The sequence below is a fragment of the Acinetobacter sp. YH01011 genome (assembly GCF_013420785.1).
GTDB lineage: Bacteria > Pseudomonadota > Gammaproteobacteria > Pseudomonadales > Moraxellaceae > Acinetobacter > Acinetobacter towneri.
In genome coordinates this window covers 112,049-134,458 of sequence record NZ_VOYG01000010.1, presented here as the reverse complement: position 1 = coordinate 134,458, position 22,410 = coordinate 112,049, and the positions used below count along the sequence as shown (strand labels likewise).

Sequence of the window (22,410 nt, the reverse complement as noted above, 5' to 3'; positions counted from 1 at the left end):
TGCGAGTCTTGCCACGCCGAGCACCTGGTCGCTTTCAGCTGTAAGCGTCGCGGTTTCTGCCCGAGCTGTGGGGCGCGGCGGATGGCCGAAAGTGCCGCCTTGCTGGTTGATGAAGTACTGCCTGAACAACCCATGCGTCAGTGGGTGTTGAGCTTCCCGTTTCAGCTGCGTTTCCTGTTTGCCAGCCGGCCCGAGATCATGGGGTGGGTGCTGGGCATCGTTTACCGCGTCATTGCCACGCACCTGGTCAAGAAAGCGGGCCATACCCACCAAGTGGCCAAGACGGGCGCGGTCACCCTGATCCAGCGTTTTGGATCGGCGCTCAATCTGAATGTTCACTTCCACATGCTGTTTCTCGACGGTGTGTATGTCGAGCAATCCCACGGCTCAGCGCGTTTCCGCTGGGTCAAGGCGCCGACCAGCCCAGAGCTCACCCAGCTGACGCACACCATCGCCCACCGGGTGGGTCGCTATCTGGAACGGCAAGGCCTGCTGGAACGGGATGTCGAAAACAGCTATCTGGCCTCGGATGCGGTGGATGACGACCCGATGACACCCCTGCTGGGGCACTCGATCACTTACCGTATCGCTGTCGGTTCACAGGCGGGGCGAAAGGTGTTCACTTTGCAAACTCTGCCGACCAGTGGTGATCCGTTCGGTGACGGGATTGGCAAGGTAGCCGGGTCCAGCCTGCACGCCGGCGTGGCGGCCAGGGCCGATGAACGCAAGAAGCTCGAACGGCTGTGCCGGTACATCAGCCGCCCGGCGGTATCCGAGAAGCGGCTGTCGTTAACACGAGGCGGCAACGTGCGCTACCAGCTCAAGACGCCGTACCGGGACGGCACCACGCACGTCATTTTCGAACCATTGGATTTCATTGCAAGGCTGGCCGCCCTGGTACCGAAGCCCAGAGTCAACCTAACCCGCTTCCACGGGGTGTTCGCACCCAACAGTCGGCACCGGGCGTTGGTCACGCCGGCAAAACGGGGCAGGGGCAACAAGGTCAGGGTGGCTGATGAACCGGCAACACCAGCACAACGGCGAGCGTCGATGACATGGGCGCAACGGCTCAAGCGTGTTTTCAATATCGACATCGAGACCTGCAGCGGCTGCGGCGGCGCCATGAAAGTCATCGCCTGCATTGAAGACCCTATAGTGATCAAGCAGATCCTTGATCACCTGAAGCACAAAGCCGAAACCAGCGGGACCAGGGCGTTACCCGAAAGCCGGGCGCCACCGGCTGAGCTGCTCCTGGGTCTGTTTGACTGACGAGCCTGAAGGCCAACGATACCAATCAAAATGCTGCGTTCACAGCGCCGCGGCAGGGATCCGCCGTGCTGGTTGTCGGAAAAGGAGCCGCTAGTGGGAAAGAGGAGGGTAAATTTTCAGCGTTGCTGGCTCCCCGTCAGCCGGATTGGGTTGCATCGCAGGGGTGTCGAAAGAGTCAACTGCGGTCCAAAGCTGTTGGACTTGGGTGAAAAGGGCGTTTATTCTTCCTATACGTGAACCGCATCCTACGGAATGAGTAACCCTTGCCCTATTGTGAGTAGAACGTCGTATAATTCAAACGAAAGCAGTTAATAGGTATGAAATATCACAGCACAAAAGAGCGACAGGACATGTTTAGATGATGTTATTATAAAATAATAACATCATGGATGAATAAAAAATAATTTTCTATCTTTACAACTATGTTATACTTCTATGATAAGGCTATGATGGCAAAGCCTTGGTTTTCCTAATCAAATAGTCGCCGAGATGGCTTCAATGCGACAGTAGGTCTACTGTCTCACAATTAATTCATGTATCAGATTTTTGTTCCCTGATGGGAAGTGTTATCCATACGAAAAGAATATGGGTAAAGTGTTACACCTGTATATGACATTCAGAATGTCCTGTCGGGGGAACTGGTACCAATTTAATAAAAGAAAACAGTATAGAAATGACAATCGAAGATATGCAAACATTAGCCCTAGAGCATGGGCTGAGAATTTCGGAAGAGATGAGCGTCAATGAGATGGGCATCGACTTTAGAGTTGCCTTTGTAAAGGAAGTAAACGGTGAGAACTGGGTACTCCGTATACCTCGAAGAAGCGATATGCTTGAACAAATCGAAAATGAAAGTAGAATATTGGATTTAGCCAAAAGAAACCTGTCGATCAATGTCCCTGATTGGAAAATTGTATCGGAGCGCCTAATAGCCTACCCTTTACTGGAGGATGCGCCTGCTCTGACATTCGATGCGATAACACATGAGGTTTCTTGGAACATAGATCGCGATAGCATAGCTTATGTGGAGTCTCTGGCAAAATCATTGGCCGAATTACATCGTATTACAGCTGACGATGTGAGAAAGAGCAACTTGAAAATAATGACTCCAAGTGAATTGAGGACCGAAATAGCTGACCGTATCCACTTGGTGAAATCTGAGATAGGTATCAGCGAGCCGTTGGAAAACAGATACCGTAGATGGTTGGACAATGACCCTTTGTGGCCTGAATTCACTTGTTTCATCCATGGCGATCTCTATGCAGGGCATGTCTTAACCTCGAAGGAAGGTAAGACCTCTGGTATCATAGATTGGTCTACTGCGCATATGGGTGATCCTGCACTGGACTTTTCTGGTCACGTATCGGTTTTTGGAGAGGATAGCCTGAAGAGTTTGATAACGGAGTATGCTAAACAAGGCGGAACGATATGGGATAGGCTCTACGAACAATCTATAGAGAGGGCTGCTGCAGCTCCATTAGCATATGGCGCTTTTGCGGTAGAGTGCAACGACGATAATCATATCAATGCCGCCAGAGCAGCCTTAGGTATTGTTCAATAAAATGATGTGAGGATACTTTTTTAAATGCTAAAATAGGAGTTCGATTGGTGCCACTTAAGAGTATCATTGATTTCTATTTTAGCCAGTATCCTCCACTTTTAGGAGCTCCTCGAAACTCGATTTTATGATCATCTCTTAAGATTTTGAGCCACCGCTCTACTATCTTGACAGGAACTAATAGCTCGTTTACTAAAAATGGTGCACGCTTTCCTGGATTAGTTCTTATCTGATTAAATAGTAGATTTACTCCCTCACTTACTCCCTCATTAGATTCGAAAAGTAGCTTTGATGAGACAATAACTCGAAAACCGTGCTGGAAATTTTCAAAGACAGGGGGACGCAGACCATAGGATGCGAAGCCTTCTTGGATTCGTTTGATGCCTGACCCATATTTTTCAATAAAATGCGCTTCTTTGAACGTGGCAGATATCCTTTTATTGCGCGCCCATGGCGAGTAATCTTCACGAAGAAGCTGATCAATCGTTAAGTTATCAGCTAAACCACCTGGATTGAAAAACTCTATGGAATTGTAATACACCCTGATTATGGAATCGGCAAATTAATTTGGACTTGGGTGAAAAGGGCGTTTATTCTTCCTATTACGTTGTCGGCAGCGGGCCAAAAAGGAATACGTCCATGCCCATCGAGGTGAAACCGGCTGTGAGCGCGGGTTCAAGCATATAGCCCGACAGGCGCGTATCCTTGCCGATCACGACACGATGGCGGTGGTCACCGCGACGAAAGACACGGCCAGCCGCCATGCCGACGCGCAAGGCGGTTTCCGCCGTCATCGCGCCTTCGTTGGCTTTGCCACGAATACCGTCTGTGCCGAAATATTTGCGCACCATAAGGTCGATTATCCTGTCGTCGGGTCGCCCTCAAAGGGGACATGCCTGCTGAACCGCGAATATAGAGAAATATCCCGAATGTGCAGTTAACGAATTCTTGCGGTTTCTTTCAGCGCCGCCAATACCGCCAGCCCGTCGCGCAAGGGGCGCGGCTCGTGTGTGCGGATGAAGTCAGCTCCACCTGCGGCGGCGGCAAGCTCTGCAGCGAGTGTCGCGGCCCCGACATCCCCCGGACCACGGCCTGTGAGCGCGCGCAGAAAGGATTTGCGCGAAACAGACAGAAGCACCGGCAAATCGAAGCGCAGCCGCAATTCATCGAACCGCGCCAGCACCGAGAGCGAGGTTTCGGGAGCAGCCCCCAGAAAAAACCCCATGCCGGGATCAAGGACAAGGCGGTTGCGTTTGATACCGGCACCCGTCAGCGCCGCGATGCGCGCGTCAAAGAACGCCGCAATGTGATCCATGATGTCGCCAGCGGGTGCCTCGCGCCGATCTGCCTGCCCGTCTTGCACCGAATGCATAACGACGAGTTTGGCAGATGATTTCGCCAATTGCGGATAGAACGCAGCGTCTGGAAAACCGCGAATATCATTGAGATAGGCCACACCACGCGACAAGGCATAGGCTTGCGTCGCGGGTTGATAACTGTCGAGCGAGACGGGAATGCCATCTGCCTTGAGCGCGTCCAGCACCGGCGCGATACGCGCGATTTCTGTGTCGGACGAAACAGGCGCGGCGTCGGGATTGCTGGATGCCGGACCGAGGTCGATCACATCTGCCCCCTCGGCCATCAGCTTACGCGCCTGCGCAATGGCTGCGTCTGGCGCCAGATACCGGCCTCCATCGGAGAAACTGTCCGAGGTTATGTTGACGATGCCGAAAATGATGAGCGATTTATTCATGGGGGCTTCTATAATAATCTCTGTACACGACAAAAATAGATAACTCATTGAAATAATGTCACAATAATTGTTTTCTAACGACGAATACTATGACACATCTCAATGAGTTATATCTTATCTTAAACAAATCTCTAAAATGGAACAAGTCACATTTAAAGTGCTTTGCGCTCATCATGCTTGTGATTATTTTAAAGCAAACATGTAATCTTTCTTCTGCATCTAAAGCCTTGCCCATCAAGTGTTTACCACAATCATTTTATCGACGTATGCAGCGCTTCTTTGCAGGTCAGTATTTTGATTATCGTCAAATTTCTCAGTGTCATCACCAGAACGATGGTGATGACTACGGCGATCTGACCCCAAAGGATTCGGCCTCCGCGCAATGCAGGCTCCAGTCGGCAAAAGAGACGGAGCCGATCAGAGAGTAGGCAAAATCGGGACGGGCAACAGGAAAGAGGATGCCGGAGGGCTGCCGGATACTATCGGCGGCAAATAGGATGGATCGCCTGTGCCGTTATCGTGCCGGTCGAGTGCCATCCAGGAAACGATTGGGCGAATCGCCGTCACGCTTCATTTTGCCTGCGAGGTTGAGTAGATTTTTCAGTGCGGAGTTGCGATTGAACGGCGACCAGACGGCTGTAAAGGCAACCGGCTCCGGTTCATCGAGGAAGGGCAGGAAGACGATGCCGGTCGTCGGCAACAATGACGTTGCCTCGCCGACGATAGTGATGCCGAAGCCTTGTCCGACCATAGATAGCAGCGTGTCGCGCCCCACATCAAAGCGCCGGATCGACGGTGCGGGCCAACGCCCGGCAAGGCGCAGCACGATATGGTCATGGACCTGCGGGCCGGTGCCACCATAGCGAACAATGAAAGTCTCGCCGACCAGATCGGACCAAGTGATTGCGGACTGCCCGGCGAGGCGATGCCCATCCGATAGCACGGCCACCAGCGGTTCGGTCCAGATCGGTCGGGTATGGCAGTCGGGCATCTCGGGCTTGCCCGCGACGAACACCACGTCGAGCTGGTCAGCACGAAGCTGCATCACCGCATCGCGGGCTGTGCCTTCGGTGATCTCAACCTCAATGCCCGTATGTTCTTCCCGATAATGACGGATCAGCTCCGTGAGAAAGCTGCGTGGGATTAAGGCATGGATGCCGATGCGAAGCCGGCCGTATTCTCCTTGAGCTGTCATGCCTGCGGTCTTCACTGCGTGATCGAGTTGATCGACACCCGCCGTGACACGCTCCATGAAGTGCCTGCCTGCGTCTGTTAGCCGAACGCCCCGCGCATGGCGCTCAAATAGCAGGACACCAAGGTTATCCTCCAGCGCTTTCACACGCGCGCTGACGCTCGACTGGCTGATACCAAGTGCCTTGGCCGCATGCCGAAAATTCAGATGCTCGGCGACGGCGATGAACTGAACAAGGGAAATGAGCGGTATCCTGCCAGACAGGATACCGACATTCACGAGGTTTCGATGGTTAGTGCGCCGCATCGGAGCGGGCCTGCTACCAGTCGTCGGTTAGACGACTGGCGACTTCTCGGTGGCAGCCCCACGGAGCCGAAGGAGCACCAGCCCCAACGAAACCAGTACCGCCATCGCCGTGGCGTAACAGATCACGGGCCACGCTGTGTCACCGTTTAAAAGTGCCACCGCCAATGTCCCGACAATGCTGACTATCAGGCTTTGAACGCAGAAGTAGAACGCGACCGCTGATCCCGCGATGTCGTCGAACTCTGCCAAAGCGCCGTTCGCGGTAACGGACACCGTGAAGACAATACCGACCGCGACAACCCACATCGGTAGGATGAAGGTGAGGAATGACGGCGAGCCGTAAAGTTCGCCGATCCCCAACAGGACCGCTCCGCAAACAAGCAACGCCATCCCACGCGCCACGCATCCTGCGATGCCCCATCTGGCGACAAAGGACTTCGCGAAACGGGTTGTCACGATCATTACAAGCGCGACAGTGGCGAAGGCAAAGCTGAATCCGATCTCGGAATATTCCGCTTGGCCTATGAGCACACGGGGAGCCGTCGAGAAGAAGACGAAGTAGGTGCCCATACCGGCGCTAAAGCCGACAGTGTAAACCCAAAAAGCCGGACTCGCGAAGATCGGCAAGACAGATCGGCGCGTCTTGACTTGATCCAGAGGGCGGGTTTCGTGCCACCTGAAACCCGCATTTAGGAGTGCGAGCATCGCCAGTATAGCCAAAGTAATGAATATCGCCTGCCATCCCAAGAACTCGCCGATCAATACTCCGGCGATAGGGCCGAGCGCAGGCACGAACGCCAGCATCGAACTGAAAAGGCCGTAGATGACGACACCCTCAGGACGGTTGGCATAAACGTCGCGAACCGTCGCGAACGTCGCCACCAGCATGGCCGACGCGCCCACTGCTTGAAGTAGACGGAAAGCGACAAAGGCCGGTGCAGTTGAAGACCAAGCTGCTCCCAGAGACGCAATGACGAAAGCCGTTGCGCCCGCAAGTAGAATTGGCCGTCGCCCGATTCTGTCTGAGAGCGGACCAAAAATCACCTGGCCCACGCCGAGCATCACCATATAGAGGCTCAACGTGAGTTGGATCATAGCGGGCGTCGTGTTCAGGATGCCGGGCATCGCTGGAACGACAGGGAGATAAATATCCATCGCCAGTGAAGCGAGGATGTCGAAAGGAGCCATCAGCAGCAGTGCTGCCGGCAGCGTATAGGCCCACGCGGGGCGTGTGGTGGTCATGACGAATCAACCCTCGATTAAGGAATACCGGGCGACGTCTGCTCGTCAGCAATCAGATGAGACTAGCCTTACAGAGCGCCGCAACAACAATACTGGTTGTTGCGGCTTACTTGTCTGCTGACTTGGAATTTCCCATCTGATTACTCCACGCTTACGAATATGAATTGCTACATTTTATCCGATTATCTTTTGCTTTGCAATGCGGCATGGGCGCACTCAGCGTTCCAGCCCCCTCTGCCGCCCTAAATGCTTGCTCCAATGCATCGAGCACCATATCTGTATTCATCCGTGTCGATACTTTCCATCCAACAATTGCTCGTGAGAACACATCAATAATAAATGCAGTATAAACCCAGCCTGAATTTGTTTGAATATACGTAAAGTCACTCACCCACAGTTGGTCAGGATGATCAGCAGTAAAATTACGTTTTACCAAGTCATCCGCTCGTTTTTGATCATCTCGGCTACGGGTGGTTTGTTTGTTCTTACCACGCCAAACACCTTTTATACCTAGCTTTTGCATTAATCGAGCAACAGTACAGCGCGCAATAATATAGCCTTCACGTTTCAGTTTTTGCCAGACTTTACGTACACCATACCGACCTGAACTTTCCTTCCAAATTCGTTTAATCTCCTCAGCATGATGCAAGTCATGTAAATCTCGCTTTGCTCGATGTTCTGGATTTTCACAGAGATCTAGAGTCCGGTAATAGGTTGAAGGTGCGATCGGTAAAATTCTACAAATCGCCTCGACTCCGTACAGCTCTTTATTATTATGGATAAAATCCACCATTATTTGTGTGGGCGGTCGAGCTCCGCCTGGGCGAAAAAAGCGGCTGCTTTACGTAGAATTTCATTGGCGCGTTGCAGTTCTTTATTTTCGCGTTCGAGTTGTTTGATACGTTCTTGGTCTGAAAGCTGCTGTACTTTAACTGGATTTTGTTTATCTAAATATTTTTGATACCAAACACGTAGTGTTTCAGGAGTACAACCCTTGCGCAGTATACTGCTCAGGGAGCAATAGCGGTGATCGCAGCCCAATTCGATGGATAATCTTTCTCGGATTCAATCAATAATTGAACCGCTCTTTCTCTGATTTCAGGGGTATATTTTACTTTTTTCATCGGGACATTCTCTCAGAAAGCTTGGTCTCCGACAAACCCGGTACGGTTCAAAAATCTTCCATTGATTTATTTATATCTGTTAAACCAGTCGCATTATGAAATGTAATATAAGTAGAAATTTCAGTATAAATGGTCATGATCTTTTCTAAATTTGAATATCTAAGCGTCTTCATTAATCAACCTTATTGATTATTAGTTTCTTCTTTTAAAGCTCTTTGTACTGTTGCTATCCCTACTTTAAACTTTTCTGCAACACCTCTAAATGTTGAATTTTCTTCAGCCATTGCTTTTCGTATTTCAACATAGTCAACCTTCCGCTTTCTTCCCTTATATAAGCCCTTCGCTTTGGCTTTTGCAATTCCTTCCTTTTGACGCTCACGGATCATGGAGCGTTCAAACTCTGCAAATGCAGCAAGCATCTGAAACATGAGTTTATTTATTGCCGATTGTGCTACATCATGACTGAAGGTCAAATTCTCTTTATGAAAAATAATGGTTATACCACGATCATTCAGACTATTCACAATTTCGTTCAGATCATTTGTATTACGTGCCAGACGATCAATACTATGAACATGCACCGTATCACCTTCACGCAGATAGTCGAGCATTGCATTTAACTGAGGACGTTCACGGCTACCACCGCTTGCCTTTTCAGTAAAGGTCTTATCCAGGCTGATTCCATCTAATTGACGTTCAGTATTTTGTTCAGTTGAACTGACTCGAATATATCCGACCTGATTAGGCATTCTGTACCGTTAGAGTTTAGATAATTAAATACATATTGTACCGAAATTAAATATTAAGTCTATAAATACGGTTTTTGAGTTGCTTTTTAAGACTTTATTTTGTTCCGTTAGGCTATACTCTATAGTTACATAATTCGTGATTTAAAGAGACCTAGAAAAAGAGAAATGGTATTTATTTGAGCTAATCAAAGTTGAGAAACTTTAGAATTCTTGCGTTAGTCAAATTTTAAGCAGCCAAAAGCTATATTTTATGAGGTTTTAGCCAATTCAAAAATTAGATAAACTATACTTTCGCAAGAGGTCTTTTGATTAAATAATAAGCGTGGAACGTGAAAAATCATAAAAAAAGCCCACCTTGGGGAAGATGGGCTATCAACTAGAAACTACAGCATTGATTTCTATAGAGAATTATAACGCTGTTATTCCTAAGTAGTAATGTCCTACCTTAAAACCAAATAGAAATGTCCTATACAGACATTTCCAAGTCAAGCACAGGATTCAGATTTCGTTCTTTGATTACTGTCTTCTGTGCACGTCTGCTTGGCATAGATTGAGAACGATTACGTTTGTTTTGCTGTTCCAATTCTTCATGCTGTTGTTGAATATGATTGAGAACTGCACCTAAACGTTTATTCTCAACAATCTCTCGCTGGTTAAGCTGACTTAATTTATCGAAGATGCTGTAATTGATTTTTCTTCCCTGATATTCAATCGCGACTGTACCATCCGGGTATTCCAGGAACTCAAGATACTTACTAATCAATCTTTGGTTTTCTTCCGTGTTTTCCAGGAGATATACGCATTTATCATAAGTAATCGTCAGGCTATTCGTGACTCTGCGGGGTTCACGCCAGGTAAAAATATCATCTAATTCTTCGGCTGTTTCAGTGACAGTCCGGTGTAGATCCTTGGGATTAAAGGCCATCTTGGCAAACTTCTGATTGAATTGCTCAATGAAGCAGGGTAGCCAGGCATTCGCTTGTTCAATCGAACAGATGCCTTCCAGGCGCATTTCTTTGATCAGACGGTCCTGAAGCGTTCTATTGGCTCGTTCTACACGGCCTTTGGCCTGTGGTGAATTAGCGAAGATAATATCGATATTCAGGGTGCTGAGTACGCGCCCAAATTGCGTAATCTTGGTGTCTTTCTTGCTGCTTTGATTCACCCTGAAGACTGAATGTTTATCGCTGTAGAAGGCTAAAGGCTTACCATGCTGCTCAACATACAAACGTGTTGAAATCATATAGTCAAAGGCTGATTCTGACTCACAGAAGCGTAAGTGCTGCAATTTTCCTGTGGCGTCATCGATAAACACCAATAGACAGCATTTAGGGGCTCTTCCTTCAAACCAGTCATGATGTGAGCCATCAATTTGGATCAGTTCACCATAACAGTCCCGGTTATAACGAGGCTGATATGGGCGTTTCAGGCGTTTGGAGCGAGGAATCCATAAATCGGCTGCAATCATCCAGGAACGCAGGGTTTCCACTGAAATATCGAATCCATGAATGGTAGTCAGCTTTTCATGCGCTAAAGTGGGTCCGAAACCATGGAATTGCTCAGCAACCATATTGAGGCACTTGAGCCTGAGTTCTTCAGGAAGCCTGGAATTGCTGGTTTGACCACGACCGGCATGGGCTAATGCAGCTGGGCCTTGAGCTTTGTATTTTTGCAGTAAACGCCTGATCTGACGTTCTGAAATATGAAGTAGCTGAGCAGCCTGGGATTGAGTTATGCGTTGATCGCAGATTTCCTGCACGACCGACAATCGTTTAAGTTCTTTATCCGACATAGACACCAACATATCAAACCGTCCGCTTCGATAATCGCAAAAGCGCATATTCTAAAAGCGGACATTTTTACTTTGGAGAAACCGGACATTTCTATTTTGGAGTTACAAACGCATTTCGTATAAGGTGTATTATGTTAATTTTAGATTTTTTAAAAAATTAGGGCATCCATGAATCCTTTAGAATTCTACTGTTTAATATTGAAAAATATGGATAAAAACCTGGCTAAGAAACTAGGTAAAATTGAGAAAAAATATACTAATGTTCCATTTAAAAATGATGAAATAGCTAAAGTTAAAATTAAATCCGAATTTGCTTCAGAAATGGGGTTTTTCGTACTTAATTCAGCAACTTCTTTAGCTGTAGATGAAGAAAACTATAATTTTGCATACTGCTTAAAAATCTTAGAACTATATCCAATTAAGAATAACGATTTTTTTTATTGGAATGAGCATATAAAGCTATTTTCAGAATTAGAAAAAAATAATTTTTTATATGAAGATGTCTGCAAACTACATGATTTTCTGGTAAATAACTTTAGCTTTAACGGTGATTTAAAGAATATTATTAGTCATGAGATGCTTAGAAATTCTGGCGTCAATATACTGCTAATTTTAATTCACTTAGATCATTTAATTTCTAAGAAGTGGGGATTCCAATCAATCTCACTAAACCAAGCATTAAAGTTTAAGTTTAAAAATAAACGACCATACTTCCCATCAAAAACTTTTACAGATTTTCTTTTATTTATCTTAAAGATAAATGCAAAGTTTGAAGCAACAAAAGGACATAAAGTCGAGATTCTGAAGACTATTCCTCCAACTAATGGTTTTGAGCAATGGTTAGATCCTTCTCTCGAAGATGAACAAATTAAAGAATTTATACAACTAATTAAAAAAGTTAGAGAAAACAGAAGACTATGCTACTTGAATGAAGTCTATGAGTTCCTAGGTCTACCTTATGGTGAGTTTAAAAATGATGAAATTTATGAACAAGTCTCAGAAGAGAATTATTTATTCCTGAAAAATGAACTTCCAGAAGATAAGTGGTTTGAAAGTATTAATGCCATAGCTGGCCTATGGTTAATATATTTTTGGCAAGACTTTTATTATAAACATTTTCAAAAAACAGCCAGCGTTTCTACGTTAGCTACATCAGAAGATTTTATCGTGATATGGGAAGCCTTCCTGAAGAAATATCCTTCAGAAGGCCAATATCTTTGGCCTTCTGAATTGATATTACAAGATAAATAAATTTTTATTTACGAGGTGGATTATTGTCTCGGCCACCACCTGATGGATTTCCAGTAGTACTAGGCCAACCTGCTGTGCTCATAGTTTTCATCCTTATTTAGATTTCGTAGGTTTATGATTAGGATTCAATTGTCGGCTACGGTTGTCCTGATTCTGCGCATGTTGAATATTATTAGGATTTTTTACTGTAGCACGTTGATCATTCGCTGTTTGTGTCATTGCTTTCTCCTTAAAATGTTTGAACATCTGACAAGGAAAGTATGGCTTCAAAAAAATATGCATCTTGCCTGAAAAACAGTAAAAAAGTTTAAATTTTAACCAAAAAAATTATGTATTTAACATAATGGTGTTATACGAAATTAATGGATGTTCGTATAAATTACTTGCATATTGTATTCGATCGAATACAATATAGTGAGAAGATAAGGAATCCTCATGATTGAAATTAAACGTCTTCCAGAATTTGATGAATGGTTGGATGGCATTAAAGACAATATGACCCGTATCCGCCTGAATCGTCGATTAGATAAGGTTCAACGTGGAAACTGGGGAGACATTAAACCTCTCCAAGATGGCGTTTGGGAAATGAGAGAATTCTTCGGTTCTGGATGGAGGATGTATTACATCCAACATGGTGACGTTGTGATTGTAATGCTTGGTGGTGGAGATAAATCAACTCAACAACAAGACATCGATCGGGCAGTCAAACTATCGAAAACATTGGAGGATTAAAATGGTTAAAGTCGCTGATTTACCAAGTTTTGATATGGCTGAGTCGCTCAAAACTGAAGAAGACATTGTGATGTATCTCAATATGGTTCTTGAAGAAAATGATCCAGCTGAATTAGCCCATGCACTTGGTGTTATTGCTAAAGCTCGTGGCATGACTCAAATCGCTAAAGAAGCAGGGATTGGGCGTGAAGCACTCTACAAAGCCCTACGTCAGGATTCAGCACCACGTTTTGATACGATTAATCGTGTAGTAAATGCTTTAGGCTTAAAACTCACAGTACAACACGCTTAAAACTTTAAAAATATAGTAAAAATGGGAGCTAAAGGCTCCCATTTTTAGATTCGTATAAGGTGTATTATGTTAATTTTAGAAATTCTATATAAATATAGAATTTTTAAAACTTAAATTCTGGCATGTGTCCCATACTTATCAATCATGATCGAACTGGCTTCATTTAGACCACGTACTGTGACATTCGCACCATTCTTTTGAAATTTATTTACAACAGAATCAAGCATGGCGACTGATGTTACATCCCAAATGTGAGAATGGGTCAAATCAATAATCACCTCCTTTACATCCTCTTTAAAGTCAAAACCTTGCATGAATTTTTCAGAAGAACTAAAGAAGATCTGACCTCTCAACTCATATAAACGGGCCATTCCTTCAAAAGATGCTGTCACCTGGATATCATTTTCAAGTTTATTCGCCAGGAACAAGGCTGAAAGTAATACGCCTGTTAACACACCCAAAGCCAGGTTATGCGTAGCAACAACTACAATCACCGTCGCAATCATGACGATATTACTACTCTTAGGATTATCTTTTAACTGAGTGACAGAACTCCATTCAAAGGTACTGATAGAGACCATTATCATTACCGCTACCAATGCAGCCATTGGAATCACTTTGAGCCAGTCGCTGATAAATACAACCAGAATAAGAAGAAAAATGCCCGCAGAGAATGTTGATAAGCGTGTAAGGCCACCTGATTTTACGTTAATCATAGATTGACCAATCATTGCACAACCGGCCATGCCACCCATAAAGCCAGAAGCAATATTCGCAATCCCTTGTCCCTTACATTCCTGATATTTATCACTTGGCGTATCAGTCATTTCATCCACGATAGTTGCTGTCATCATCGATTCAAGTAAACCTACAGCCGCCAGTGCGACTGAATAAGGCAAAATAATCATCAATGTTTCAATATTCAAAGGAATATCTGGAATCAAGAACATTGGAAGTGTGTCAGGTAAAGACCCCATATCGCCCACGGTCCGTACATCAATTCCTAAAGCGATTGCCAATAATGTGATTGCAATGATGCAGACTAGTGGAGAAGGGAGTAATTTTCCTAATTTGGGAACCAGAGGGAATAGATAAATAATTGCTAAACCTAAAGCAACAAAAGCATATACATGCCAGGTCACATTAATCAGTTCAGGCAATTGAGCCATGAAAATTAAGATCGCTAACGCATTTACGAATCCAATAACCACAGATTTAGATACAAACCGCATTAACTTGGCGAGCTTTAAATAGCCTGCCAATATTTGAATCACGCCTGTCAAAATTGTTGCTGCCAGCAGATATTCAAGCCCATGCTCTTTGACCAATGTGACCATAAGCAGCGCCATTGCACCAGTGGCTGCTGAAATCATGGCAGGACGACCACCTACGAAAGAAATCACGACGGCAATACAGAAGGATGCGTATAGACCAACTTTAGGATCTACACCTGCAATAATTGAAAATGCGATGGCTTCAGGGATGAGTGCAAGACCGACGACTAATCCGGCAAGTACATCCCCACGGATGTTAGAGAACCACTGTTCTCGGACATTAGATAACATAAACATAGCCTGTTTTTTAATTTTTCAGATAGGCTAGTGATGTGATATATACAACACACAAACGACTACACCACATCACTAGACAGTGATGAGTTATTTACAGATTTAAGACGATAAATAAACTTAAGGTGGCGTAAGTGTCATAAGATGAAAGAACGTTTTAGAGTAAAAAAATCAGGACAAGGGTAACAGCTAGGTACTTTTTTATAAAGCCTGGATGTTATATCCAAGCTTTGTTTAATCGGTATTTTATGAAGCTTTTGGCTCCCCAAGTAATTGACCTATTTCCAAACGTGTATAGCCACGTTCTTTAAAAATCAAAACAATAGCCTGTTTATAATCTTCAGAAGTAGAAGTCTTATACTTAGTTATCAGTTGATTTTCAGAATTCAGCTCAAGATCATTTTTGATGGTCAATACTTCGCTAGAGATCTTGTTAAAGATATTTAGGTTAAACATACAGGCACTCGTCATCCGTATTATAGCGGCCCGACTATAACGAATACCTGTCTTAGCTACGCTAGACACCCTTGGCCGCAAGGATTACAAATTAAGAAAAATTCCGCAAGTTTTTGTCTATTGAAAGAATAAATAATCTCCCAACTGCTATCTATTTAACATAATGGTGGTTATACGAAATTCTGTTGTAGCCCCATACATTCAAGTTTATTTCTTGCATGAATGTATCCTATAGGATACATTACTCTTATGTACTCAATATATACCACTGAAGTCTTTGATGACTGGTTTACTAAGTTAAAAGACCTGCAGGCAAAAAGACGTATACAAGTCCGAATTGATCGGGTTGAAGATGGAAACTTTGGAGATACTGAACCAGTAGGTGAAGGTGTTTCTGAATTACGTTTCTTCTTTGGACCTGGCTACAGGATCTATTACTGTAAGCAAGGGCAAAGGGTCGTTATTCTTTTAGCAGGCGGAGACAAGTCTACGCAAAGTAAAGATATAAAACTTGCCCTACAATTAGCACAAGATTTAGAGGAGGAGCTGTAAATGGCTATCAAACTTCGCAAATGGGACAGTGCTGAACATCTTAAAACAGAAGAAGATATGCAAGCTTACCTACAAGCCTGTATCGATGAATCTAATGGTGATGCGGCATTCATTGCAAAAGCTTTAGGTAATATTGCTAAAGCTAAAGGAATGGCTCAATTATCAAGAGACACTGGTTTAGGTCGAGAAAGTCTTTATAAAGCACTTTCTGGCGATGTAAATCCAAGCTTTGATACTGTTATTAAAGTCGTAAAAGCACTGAATTTACGCTTAGCAATTTAAAAAAAACTAGTAAAAAAGGGAGCTTTAAGCTCCATTTTTCATTTCAACTTCGTATAACGTGTATTATGTTAATTTTAGGAAAAGTGAAAAATAATCTACAATAGAATCTACGAAAAATTGGCCATCAATTATGCCTGATTTCTCCAGTGGAAATAATTGGATTGTGAGATCCCCCACTCAAAATCATAAATTAGAAAGAATTGAAGCATTTCTTTCCAATTATGCTTATAAACCTCACCGACATGATACTTATGCTATTGGCAGGACTCTTTCCGGAGTTCAAAACTTTCATTACAAAGGTACATTGCAACATAGCTTGCCAGGCATGACTATGGTTCTACACCCGGATGAAAAGCATGATGGTGAATCAGGAACATTAGATGGCTATCGCTATAGAATGATTTACATCGAACCAGCGATGATCCAAACCATTTTAAAGGGTAAACCTTTGCCTTTTATCAGACATGGCTTAAGTAATGATATTCGCCTGTTTAGGGCAATGGATAGCTTTCTAAATAATATAAATAATTATATGGATACCCTAGAAGAGGAAGATGCTCTATTTGATTTGGCAACTACACTGTGTGAAATTTCAGATACTTCATCTAACCAAAACAAAAAATTTGACTACAAGGCAGCAGAGAGAGCGCGTGAGTGTATTTTGGCGTATCCACATGAAAACTTAAGTTTGTCAGATTTAGAGAAACATGCTGATCGTGACCGCTGGAGCCTTTCTCGTGATTTCCGATTATTATTTGGAACTAGCCCACACCGTTATATGATCATGCGTCGCTTAGAAACAGTTAAGTTCTACCTTGCTCAAGGGGAGTCTATTGTTAATGCTGCTTTAAATGCAGGCTTTTTTGATCAGAGTCATATGACCAGACATTTTATAAAAACATTTGGTTTAACTCCCACTCAATGGAAAATGATAAATATTAAAAGATAGCCGTTCGATTTGAACGGCTAATTTGTCCTACAGCAGATTTATTCCATTAAGAAAATCTTTGAACATAAAAAGCCCTGATAAAATCAAGAGTATACCCATCAGCTTATTTAGCCGATTAAACCAGATAGGATTAGCAATTTTGTTGCCTAATACTTTTCCAACCAGAGCATAGGTGAATGGTGCGCCAACAGCACCAAGTGAAATCAGTAAAGAAACTATCAAGATCATGATTCCTGTGATTTTGGCTGCAGGGTACATAATTGTCGTAACAGGTAGAATGACGAGAATGGCTTTTGGATTTAATAACTGAATAAATAAGCCATTTAAGAATGTTAGATGGCTTTCTTGCTGTTGAGTTGTTTCTACATTCGCCCTAATCATTTTTATAGCCAAGTAGAATGTATAAATTGCACCCGCTAAAGCAATATAATGAATCAATCCATGTGGAATAACAGCTTCACCTATATAGCCAAACAATACGAATAAGATCAACATGGCGAAACCAATGCCTAGGTAAAATCCTATAGTCTTTTTTAATTGACCTGTAAGGCCAGAATTTAGCCCCATAAAATTTACAGGGCCTGGGCTATACATAACGCTTAATGTATAAAGAAATATTTCCACAGAGTTCACTCAATTAGATAGCAATAAACATCAAAGAGAGAACGGTATCGAGTTATAGGCCTTAAAGATTGTACGTTTGTGCTGAACTAATTAAAAATTTCTATTTAACTTATGTTCACCTAAAGTTCACTTCATAAGTGTATAAAGAAACTATGTATTGTATTTTCAATTGCTTATATAAATATTAGTCTTGGTTTAGAATTTTAAAGTTCATGAACTATGAGAAAAAACTAAGATACGATCAAAATTGTAGAACAACAAAATTATTTATACTAATTTACAAGCCACGCTGTTTAAGCGTGTCATTAAAAAATAAATCTTTTAATCTCTCCACACAATCTCCACACAATCTCCACACAACATCAGCAATTCATAAACACTGCTATTTCAAAATAGTAGTATCTAAAACCCCCCCTCTGAAAAAGCATGTCAACACATTATCATTTAATAGGTTCAATACTTATTACAACTGTACTTTTAATCGGCTGTACACAAGCCAAAGATGCTGAACAGTCCCCAACAGAAATGCCACCAGCGGTTGTCAGTACCATCACGGTATTACCGCATTCCATGAATTTAATTGAAAATCTTCCAGGCCGTGTTGTCGCTTACCGTATTGCTGAAATTCGCCCGCAAGTAGGTGGAATTGTTGATAAAGTACTTTTTAAGCAAGGCTCTTATGTGCAAGCAGGTCAACCGCTTTTTAAATTGAATTCTGAAATATTTCAGGCAGATGTAAAAAGCAATCAAGCCACTTTAAACCGTGCACAAGCTGAGGTGACACGTTTGCAGGTGCTGTTAAAACGCTACACTGAATTAGTAAAAGTAAATGCGGTTAGTCAGCAGGAATACAACAATACCGAAGCAGATTATCAAAAAGCAAAAGCCGATGTGGCGCAAATGCAAGCCATGTTAAGCAGACAACAACTTAATCTTAAATATGCGACTGTTACAGCCCCTATCTCGGGAACGATTGGTGAAATCTTAGTGACTGAGGGTGCATTAGTTGGTCAAGGTGATACTAATGCAATGGCCGTAATACAACAGATTAATAAAGTCTATGTTGATGTAAAGCAATCAATTAGTGATTATGAAAAACTACAGGAAGCTTTACAGCAAGGTGACGTGTCAAATACCAAACATACGGTTGAAATCCTAAATAGTCAGGGTAAACCTTATAACGTTACAGGTGAAATCCTATTTTCGGATACTAAAGTTGATCCTGATACGGGTGATGTCACAATCCGTATTTTAGCCAATAATGAAAATCAAAAACTTTTGCCAGGCATGTATGTTCGAGTCAATATGAGCCGAGCTCAAGTTGAAAATGCGCTCCTAGTTCCAGAACAAGCGATTCAACATGATATTAGTGGTAAAGCCAATGTTACGATTGTTAATCAAAAAGGTTTAGCGCAAAGCAAGCCTGTTCAGCTTGGTCAACGTTATCAAAATAACTATGTGATCAAACAAGGGTTACAAGCAGGTGAGAAAGTCATTGTTGAAGGGGCTGATCGTATACAGCCTGAGCAAAAATTAAAAATTAAGCAGTGGCAACCTACAAATATTAAGGAAAATGGAGGACAGCAATAATGTCCCAATTTTTCATTAGGCGTCCTATTTTTGCATGGGTGATTGCTTTATTTATTATTCTGTTGGGTGTACTAAGCATCCCCAAGTTACCTATTGCACGATTCCCAAGTGTTGCGCCACCACAGATTAGTATTACGGCAATCTATCCAGGTGCTACGCCAAAAACATTGAATGATAGTGTTGTGACCTTGATTGAGCGGGAAATGTCAGGTGTCAAAAACTTACTTTATTACAGTTCAAGTTCAGATAGTTCTGGAACAGCAACAATCACCGCAACATTTAAACCAGGTACAGATGTAGAACTTGCACAAATTGATGTGCAAAACAAAATTAAAGCCATTGAGTCACGCTTACCTCAAACAGTGCGACAACAAGGGCTGATGGTCGATGCTGCGTCGTCTGGTTTTTTAATGATGGTGGGCTTAAGTTCACCGAATGGCAAATATAGTGAAATTGATGTCAGTGACTATATGACTCGCTATGTGATTGAAGAATTAAAGCGGGTTGACGGTGTTGGTAAAGTCCAAAATTTTGGTGCTGAAAAAGCCATGCGGATTTGGGTCGATCCAGATCGTTTGGTTTCTTATGGATTGAGTATTCAAGATGTGAATACAGCCATCCAAAACCAAAACTTGCCGATATCACCAGGTCGTATTGGTGATGTTCCTGCTTTGACGGGGCAACAAATTACTATTCCTTTAACTGCTCAAGGTCAATTAGAAACTGTAGAGCAATTCAAGAAAATTAGTTTACGTGCTCAACAAAATGGCGCCAATGTTCGACTGTCGGATGTCGCTCGTGTCGAAATCGGGGCACAGATGTATAACTTTGCGATTTTAGAAAATGGCAAAGCCTCTACAGCTGTGGCGATACAAATGAGTCCTGGTGCCAACGCTGTCAAGACTGCAGAAGGTGTTAAAGCGAAAATTGAACAGTTAGGTTCAGCACTGCCTGATGGTATGAAATTCTCTATACCTTACGACACTGCACCTTTTGTAAAAATCTCGATTGAAAAAGTAATCATGACATTGCTTGAAGCTATGGCATTAGTTTTTATTGTCATGTTTATCTTTTTACACAATGTTCGATACACCTTAATTCCGGCGATTGTTGCACCGATTGCATTGCTTGGCACATTCTCAGTCATGCTGCTTGCTGGTTTTTCGATTAATGTGCTGACCATGTTCGGTATGGTGCTTGCGATCGGGATTATTGTCGATGATGCGATTGTGGTCATTGAGAATGTTGAACGCATTATGGCGACAGAAGGCTTATCTCCAGTTGAAGCCACATCTAAAGCCATGAAGGAAATTACCAATCCGATTATTGGCATCACCTTAGTGTTAGCCGCTGTATTCTTGCCGATGGCATTGGCGTCAGGCTCAGTGGGGATTATCTATCGTCAGTTCACCATTACCATGTCGGTTTCAATTTTATTCTCAGCTTTCCTTGCACTGACATTAACCCCTGCGTTATGTGCAACGATGTTAAAACCGATTGATCAAGACCATCAGAAAAAGGGTGTTTTTGCATCGTTTGATCGCAGTTTTGAGAAGCTGAACAATCGCTATGAACGCAGTTTATTTAAAGTAATTAAACATAAAACCCTCGCAATGTTATGTTTCTTAGGCATTGTCATTGTGCTGATTTTTAGTTTTAAACACGTTCCGACTGCGTTTATGCCAGAAGAAGATCAGGGGTGGTTTATGACTTCGATTCAACTTCCTGCGGATGCAACTCAAGAACGTACCCGTAAAGTCGTTGCTGAGTTTCAAAATTATTTAGACCAAGAAACGGGGATTAAAGACAATATGGCGGTCTTAGGTTTTGGTTTTAGTGGATCTGGTCAGAATACAGCGATGTATTTTACCAATCTATTGCCATTCGAAGAGCGTACTATTACGGCACAAGAAGTCGTGAATAATGCCAATATAGCGATGGCTGAAAGTTCAGAAGGTCAAACCATGTCTGTGTTACCACCAGCAATTGATGAATTGGGTAACTCATCTGGTTTTTCACTGAGATTATTAGATCGTGGCAATATTGGCATGCCTGCTTTAAGAGAAGCACAAGATCAGCTTTTAGCATTAGCAGCACAAAGTAAAATCGTGGCGGAGGTCTATCCTGAAGGTTTGCCAGAAGGCAGTTCTGTACAGCTTAAAATTGATAGAGATAAATTGCAGGCATTAGGTGTTAATTTCAGTGATGTGACCGATATTATTTCAACCTCAATGGGTTCGATGTATATCAATGATTTTCCAAATCATGACCGTATGCAGCAAGTCATTGTGCAACTTGATGCCAAATCACGCATGAGTATTGAAGATATTCTTCAGATTAAGGTGAACAGTCAAAGCGGTAAATTGGTTTCAATGTCTGAAATAATTACTCCAATTTGGCAACATTCCCCACAACAATACAATCGTTACAACGGTCGTCCATCATTGAGTATTTCTGGCAGTCCAGCAGCAGGTATATCTTCAGGACAAGCCATGACTGAGATGGAAAATTTGATTGAACAACTTCCGAAAGGTGTGGGTTATGAGTGGACTGGGATTTCTCTAGAAGAAAAACAGTCGGAATCACAAACCTTGTTTTTATTACTGTTGTCGATGTTAGTCGTTTTCCTTGTCTTGGCAGCGCTTTATGAAAGCTGGTCAATTCCATTCTCTGTGATGCTAGTTGTCCCTCTAGGGTTGATTGGCGCCTTTTTAGCAGTAATGTTACGTGGTATGCCAAATGATATTTTCTTTAAGGTCGGCATGATCACGATTATTGGTCTATCTGCAAAGAATGCTATTTTGATTGTTGAGTTTGCAAAAGCACTAAGAGAAGAAGGAATGGGTTTAGTGGAGGCAACCGTTGCAGCCGCTAAATTGCGCTTACGTCCAATCCTAATGACATCTTTGGCATTTACCTGTGGCGTTATTCCTTTAGTCATTGCCAGTGGCGCTAGTTCTGAAACTCAAAAAGCGATTGGTACAGGCGTCTTTGGCGGCATGATCAGCGCAACAATTCTAGCTGTTATTTTTGTACCGATTTTCTTTATTGTCGTCATGAGCATGGTTGAGAAATTCTCGAAACGTAAAGCGGCACATTAAGCATCAAAACTGAGAATAAAAGCTGTGG

21 protein-coding genes, 3 pseudogenes and 1 other annotated feature are annotated in these 22,410 nt (G+C 43.2%); of the genes and pseudogenes, 11 read left to right on the top strand and 13 right to left on the bottom strand.

The features are described from left to right. Nucleotides 1-1,269 (top strand): IS91-like element ISVsa3 family transposase (locus tag FTT78_RS08750; protein WP_179989166.1); only part of this gene is annotated, 1,269 nt, incomplete at its 5' end. 673 nt (nt 1,270-1,942) lie between these two features. Next, entirely contained in the window at nt 1,943-2,830 is an 888-nt protein-coding gene (gene mph / locus FTT78_RS08740) for an Mph(E)/Mph(G) family macrolide 2'-phosphotransferase (RefSeq protein ID WP_071830579.1), read from the top strand. A 73-nt stretch (nt 2,831-2,903) separates the two neighbouring features. Here the strand turns inward: mph and FTT78_RS08735 are convergent, their stop codons facing one another. The 3 genes from FTT78_RS08735 to sul2 form a co-directional block, all read right to left on the bottom strand. After that, nucleotides 2,904-3,368, bottom strand: a complete 465-nt coding sequence (locus FTT78_RS08735; RefSeq protein WP_071830580.1) for an ATP-binding protein — start codon at nt 3,366-3,368, stop codon at nt 2,904-2,906. A 61-nt stretch (nt 3,369-3,429) separates the two neighbouring features. Further along, nucleotides 3,430-3,678, bottom strand: a complete 249-nt coding sequence (locus FTT78_RS08730; RefSeq protein ID WP_071830581.1) for a phosphoglucosamine mutase — start codon at nt 3,676-3,678, stop codon at nt 3,430-3,432. An 86-nt stretch (nt 3,679-3,764) separates the two neighbouring features. After that, nucleotides 3,765-4,580 (bottom strand): sulfonamide-resistant dihydropteroate synthase Sul2, encoded by an 816-nt coding sequence (sul2, locus tag FTT78_RS08725; RefSeq protein ID WP_001043260.1) that lies wholly within the window; start codon nt 4,578-4,580, stop codon nt 3,765-3,767. A gap of 89 nt (nt 4,581-4,669) precedes the next feature. On the opposite strand from sul2, the pseudogene FTT78_RS08720 reads away from it, so the two are divergent. After that, a pseudogene (locus FTT78_RS08720) lies at nt 4,670-4,897 on the top strand (IS4 family transposase); the annotation flags it as partial. 197 nt (nt 4,898-5,094) lie between these two features. On the opposite strand, the gene FTT78_RS08715 reads toward FTT78_RS08720, so the two are convergent. The 6 genes and pseudogenes from FTT78_RS08715 to FTT78_RS08695 all read right to left on the bottom strand — a co-directional run bounded on the left by FTT78_RS08715 (nt 5,095) and on the right by FTT78_RS08695 (nt 10,985). Then, complete coding sequence (locus tag FTT78_RS08715; protein ID WP_109354582.1) at nt 5,095-5,775, bottom strand: LysR family substrate-binding domain-containing protein; 681 nt, start codon at nt 5,773-5,775, stop codon at nt 5,095-5,097. A 3-nt stretch (nt 5,776-5,778) separates the two neighbouring features. After that, a pseudogene (locus tag FTT78_RS13540) lies at nt 5,779-6,078 on the bottom strand (LysR family transcriptional regulator); the annotation flags it as partial. Between the two features lie 27 nt (nt 6,079-6,105). Beyond that, nucleotides 6,106-7,320 carry a chloramphenicol/florfenicol efflux MFS transporter FloR gene (gene floR, locus FTT78_RS08710; protein WP_000214122.1) on the bottom strand — a complete coding sequence of 405 codons (1,215 nt, stop codon included), beginning with the start codon at nt 7,318-7,320 and terminating at the stop codon, nt 6,106-6,108. A 151-nt stretch (nt 7,321-7,471) separates the two neighbouring features. After that, nucleotides 7,472-8,444: pseudogene (locus tag FTT78_RS08705) on the bottom strand (IS3 family transposase). After that, nucleotides 8,039-8,155, bottom strand: a sequence feature (AL1L pseudoknot). (Overlaps the previous pseudogene by 117 nt.) A gap of 182 nt (nt 8,445-8,626) precedes the next feature. Then, nucleotides 8,627-9,193: a recombinase family protein gene (locus tag FTT78_RS08700; RefSeq protein ID WP_006581699.1), complete on the bottom strand. Its 567-nt coding sequence runs from the start codon at nt 9,191-9,193 to the stop codon at nt 8,627-8,629. 466 nt (nt 9,194-9,659) lie between these two features. Then, a complete protein-coding gene (locus FTT78_RS08695; protein WP_179989167.1) occupies nt 9,660-10,985 on the bottom strand; it encodes an ISNCY family transposase in 1,326 nt (441 codons plus the stop codon). Between the two features lie 168 nt (nt 10,986-11,153). On the opposite strand from FTT78_RS08695, the gene FTT78_RS08690 reads away from it, so the two are divergent. Beyond that, entirely contained in the window at nt 11,154-12,236 is a 1,083-nt protein-coding gene (locus FTT78_RS08690; protein WP_004969299.1) for a hypothetical protein, read from the top strand. 93 nt (nt 12,237-12,329) lie between these two features. Here FTT78_RS08690 and FTT78_RS13480 read toward each other — a convergent pair whose 3' ends face one another. Beyond that, complete coding sequence (locus FTT78_RS13480) at nt 12,330-12,455, bottom strand: hypothetical protein (RefSeq protein ID WP_004969301.1); 126 nt, start codon at nt 12,453-12,455, stop codon at nt 12,330-12,332. A 216-nt stretch (nt 12,456-12,671) separates the two neighbouring features. Between FTT78_RS13480 and FTT78_RS08685 the strand changes: the two genes are divergently transcribed. Continuing rightward, nucleotides 12,672-12,968, top strand: a complete 297-nt coding sequence (locus tag FTT78_RS08685) for a type II toxin-antitoxin system RelE/ParE family toxin (protein WP_004647749.1) — start codon at nt 12,672-12,674, stop codon at nt 12,966-12,968. A gap of 1 nt (nt 12,969) precedes the next feature. Next, nucleotides 12,970-13,260 (top strand): addiction module antidote protein, encoded by a 291-nt coding sequence (locus FTT78_RS08680; protein ID WP_004969304.1) that lies wholly within the window; start codon nt 12,970-12,972, stop codon nt 13,258-13,260. 110 nt (nt 13,261-13,370) lie between these two features. On the opposite strand, the gene FTT78_RS08675 is transcribed toward FTT78_RS08680, so the two are convergent. Both FTT78_RS08675 and FTT78_RS08670 read right to left on the bottom strand, forming a co-directional pair. Beyond that, complete coding sequence (locus FTT78_RS08675; protein ID WP_026438532.1) at nt 13,371-14,825, bottom strand: SulP family inorganic anion transporter; 1,455 nt, start codon at nt 14,823-14,825, stop codon at nt 13,371-13,373. A gap of 249 nt (nt 14,826-15,074) precedes the next feature. Further along, a complete protein-coding gene (locus FTT78_RS08670) occupies nt 15,075-15,284 on the bottom strand; it encodes a hypothetical protein (RefSeq protein WP_004976362.1) in 210 nt (69 codons plus the stop codon). A 249-nt stretch (nt 15,285-15,533) separates the two neighbouring features. On the opposite strand from FTT78_RS08670, the gene FTT78_RS08665 reads away from it, so the two are divergent. From FTT78_RS08665 to FTT78_RS08655, 3 genes are all read left to right on the top strand, one after another. After that, nucleotides 15,534-15,836: a type II toxin-antitoxin system RelE/ParE family toxin gene (locus FTT78_RS08665; protein WP_154320144.1), complete on the top strand. Its 303-nt coding sequence runs from the start codon at nt 15,534-15,536 to the stop codon at nt 15,834-15,836. Continuing rightward, nucleotides 15,837-16,118: an addiction module antidote protein gene (locus FTT78_RS08660; protein WP_000985610.1), complete on the top strand. Its 282-nt coding sequence runs from the start codon at nt 15,837-15,839 to the stop codon at nt 16,116-16,118. 130 nt (nt 16,119-16,248) lie between these two features. Further along, the gene (locus FTT78_RS08655) at nt 16,249-17,067 is read left to right on the top strand and encodes an AraC family transcriptional regulator (RefSeq protein WP_032073151.1); all 819 of its coding nucleotides are present in this window, start codon (nt 16,249-16,251) and stop codon (nt 17,065-17,067) included. Between the two features lie 27 nt (nt 17,068-17,094). On the opposite strand, the gene FTT78_RS08650 is transcribed toward FTT78_RS08655, so the two are convergent. Beyond that, entirely contained in the window at nt 17,095-17,691 is a 597-nt protein-coding gene (locus FTT78_RS08650; RefSeq protein ID WP_074163998.1) for a LysE family translocator, read from the bottom strand. Nucleotides 17,692-18,117: 426 nt separating this feature from the next. On the opposite strand from FTT78_RS08650, the gene FTT78_RS08645 reads away from it, so the two are divergent. Continuing rightward, complete coding sequence (locus tag FTT78_RS08645) at nt 18,118-19,281, top strand: efflux RND transporter periplasmic adaptor subunit (RefSeq protein WP_032073150.1); 1,164 nt, start codon at nt 18,118-18,120, stop codon at nt 19,279-19,281. After that, nucleotides 19,278-22,382: a multidrug efflux RND transporter permease subunit gene (locus FTT78_RS08640; protein WP_373685657.1), complete on the top strand. Its 3,105-nt coding sequence runs from the start codon at nt 19,278-19,280 to the stop codon at nt 22,380-22,382. Before FTT78_RS08645 ends, FTT78_RS08640 begins: the two co-directional genes overlap by 4 nt. The last annotated feature ends 28 nt before the right edge of the window (nt 22,383-22,410 follow it).

Excerpts from the sequence above, each read along its gene's own strand:
- FTT78_RS08695 (WP_179989167.1), bottom strand. The coding sequence starts at position 10,985 with ATGTCGGATAAAGAACTTAAACGATTGTCGGTCGTGCAGGAAATCTGC.
- sul2 (WP_001043260.1), bottom strand. The coding sequence starts at position 4,580 with ATGAATAAATCGCTCATCATTTTCGGCATCGTCAACATAACCTCGGAC.
- FTT78_RS08645 (WP_032073150.1), top strand. The coding sequence starts at position 18,118 with ATGTCAACACATTATCATTTAATAGGTTCAATACTTATTACAACTGTA.
- FTT78_RS08685 (WP_004647749.1), top strand. The coding sequence starts at position 12,672 with ATGATTGAAATTAAACGTCTTCCAGAATTTGATGAATGGTTGGATGGC.
- floR (WP_000214122.1), bottom strand. The coding sequence starts at position 7,320 with ATGACCACCACACGCCCCGCGTGGGCCTATACGCTGCCGGCAGCACTG.
- FTT78_RS08670 (WP_004976362.1), bottom strand. The coding sequence starts at position 15,284 with ATGTTTAACCTAAATATCTTTAACAAGATCTCTAGCGAAGTATTGACC.
- FTT78_RS08690 (WP_004969299.1), top strand. The coding sequence starts at position 11,154 with ATGAATCCTTTAGAATTCTACTGTTTAATATTGAAAAATATGGATAAA.
- FTT78_RS08675 (WP_026438532.1), bottom strand. The coding sequence starts at position 14,825 with ATGTTATCTAATGTCCGAGAACAGTGGTTCTCTAACATCCGTGGGGAT.
- FTT78_RS08665 (WP_154320144.1), top strand. The coding sequence starts at position 15,534 with ATGTACTCAATATATACCACTGAAGTCTTTGATGACTGGTTTACTAAG.
- FTT78_RS08715 (WP_109354582.1), bottom strand. The coding sequence starts at position 5,775 with ATGACAGCTCAAGGAGAATACGGCCGGCTTCGCATCGGCATCCATGCC.
- FTT78_RS08700 (WP_006581699.1), bottom strand. The coding sequence starts at position 9,193 with ATGCCTAATCAGGTCGGATATATTCGAGTCAGTTCAACTGAACAAAAT.
- FTT78_RS08660 (WP_000985610.1), top strand. The coding sequence starts at position 15,837 with ATGGCTATCAAACTTCGCAAATGGGACAGTGCTGAACATCTTAAAACA.
- FTT78_RS13480 (WP_004969301.1), bottom strand. The coding sequence starts at position 12,455 with ATGACACAAACAGCGAATGATCAACGTGCTACAGTAAAAAATCCTAAT.
- mph (WP_071830579.1), top strand. The coding sequence starts at position 1,943 with ATGACAATCGAAGATATGCAAACATTAGCCCTAGAGCATGGGCTGAGA.
- FTT78_RS08730 (WP_071830581.1), bottom strand. The coding sequence starts at position 3,678 with ATGGTGCGCAAATATTTCGGCACAGACGGTATTCGTGGCAAAGCCAAC.
- FTT78_RS08655 (WP_032073151.1), top strand. The coding sequence starts at position 16,249 with ATGCCTGATTTCTCCAGTGGAAATAATTGGATTGTGAGATCCCCCACT.
- FTT78_RS08680 (WP_004969304.1), top strand. The coding sequence starts at position 12,970 with ATGGTTAAAGTCGCTGATTTACCAAGTTTTGATATGGCTGAGTCGCTC.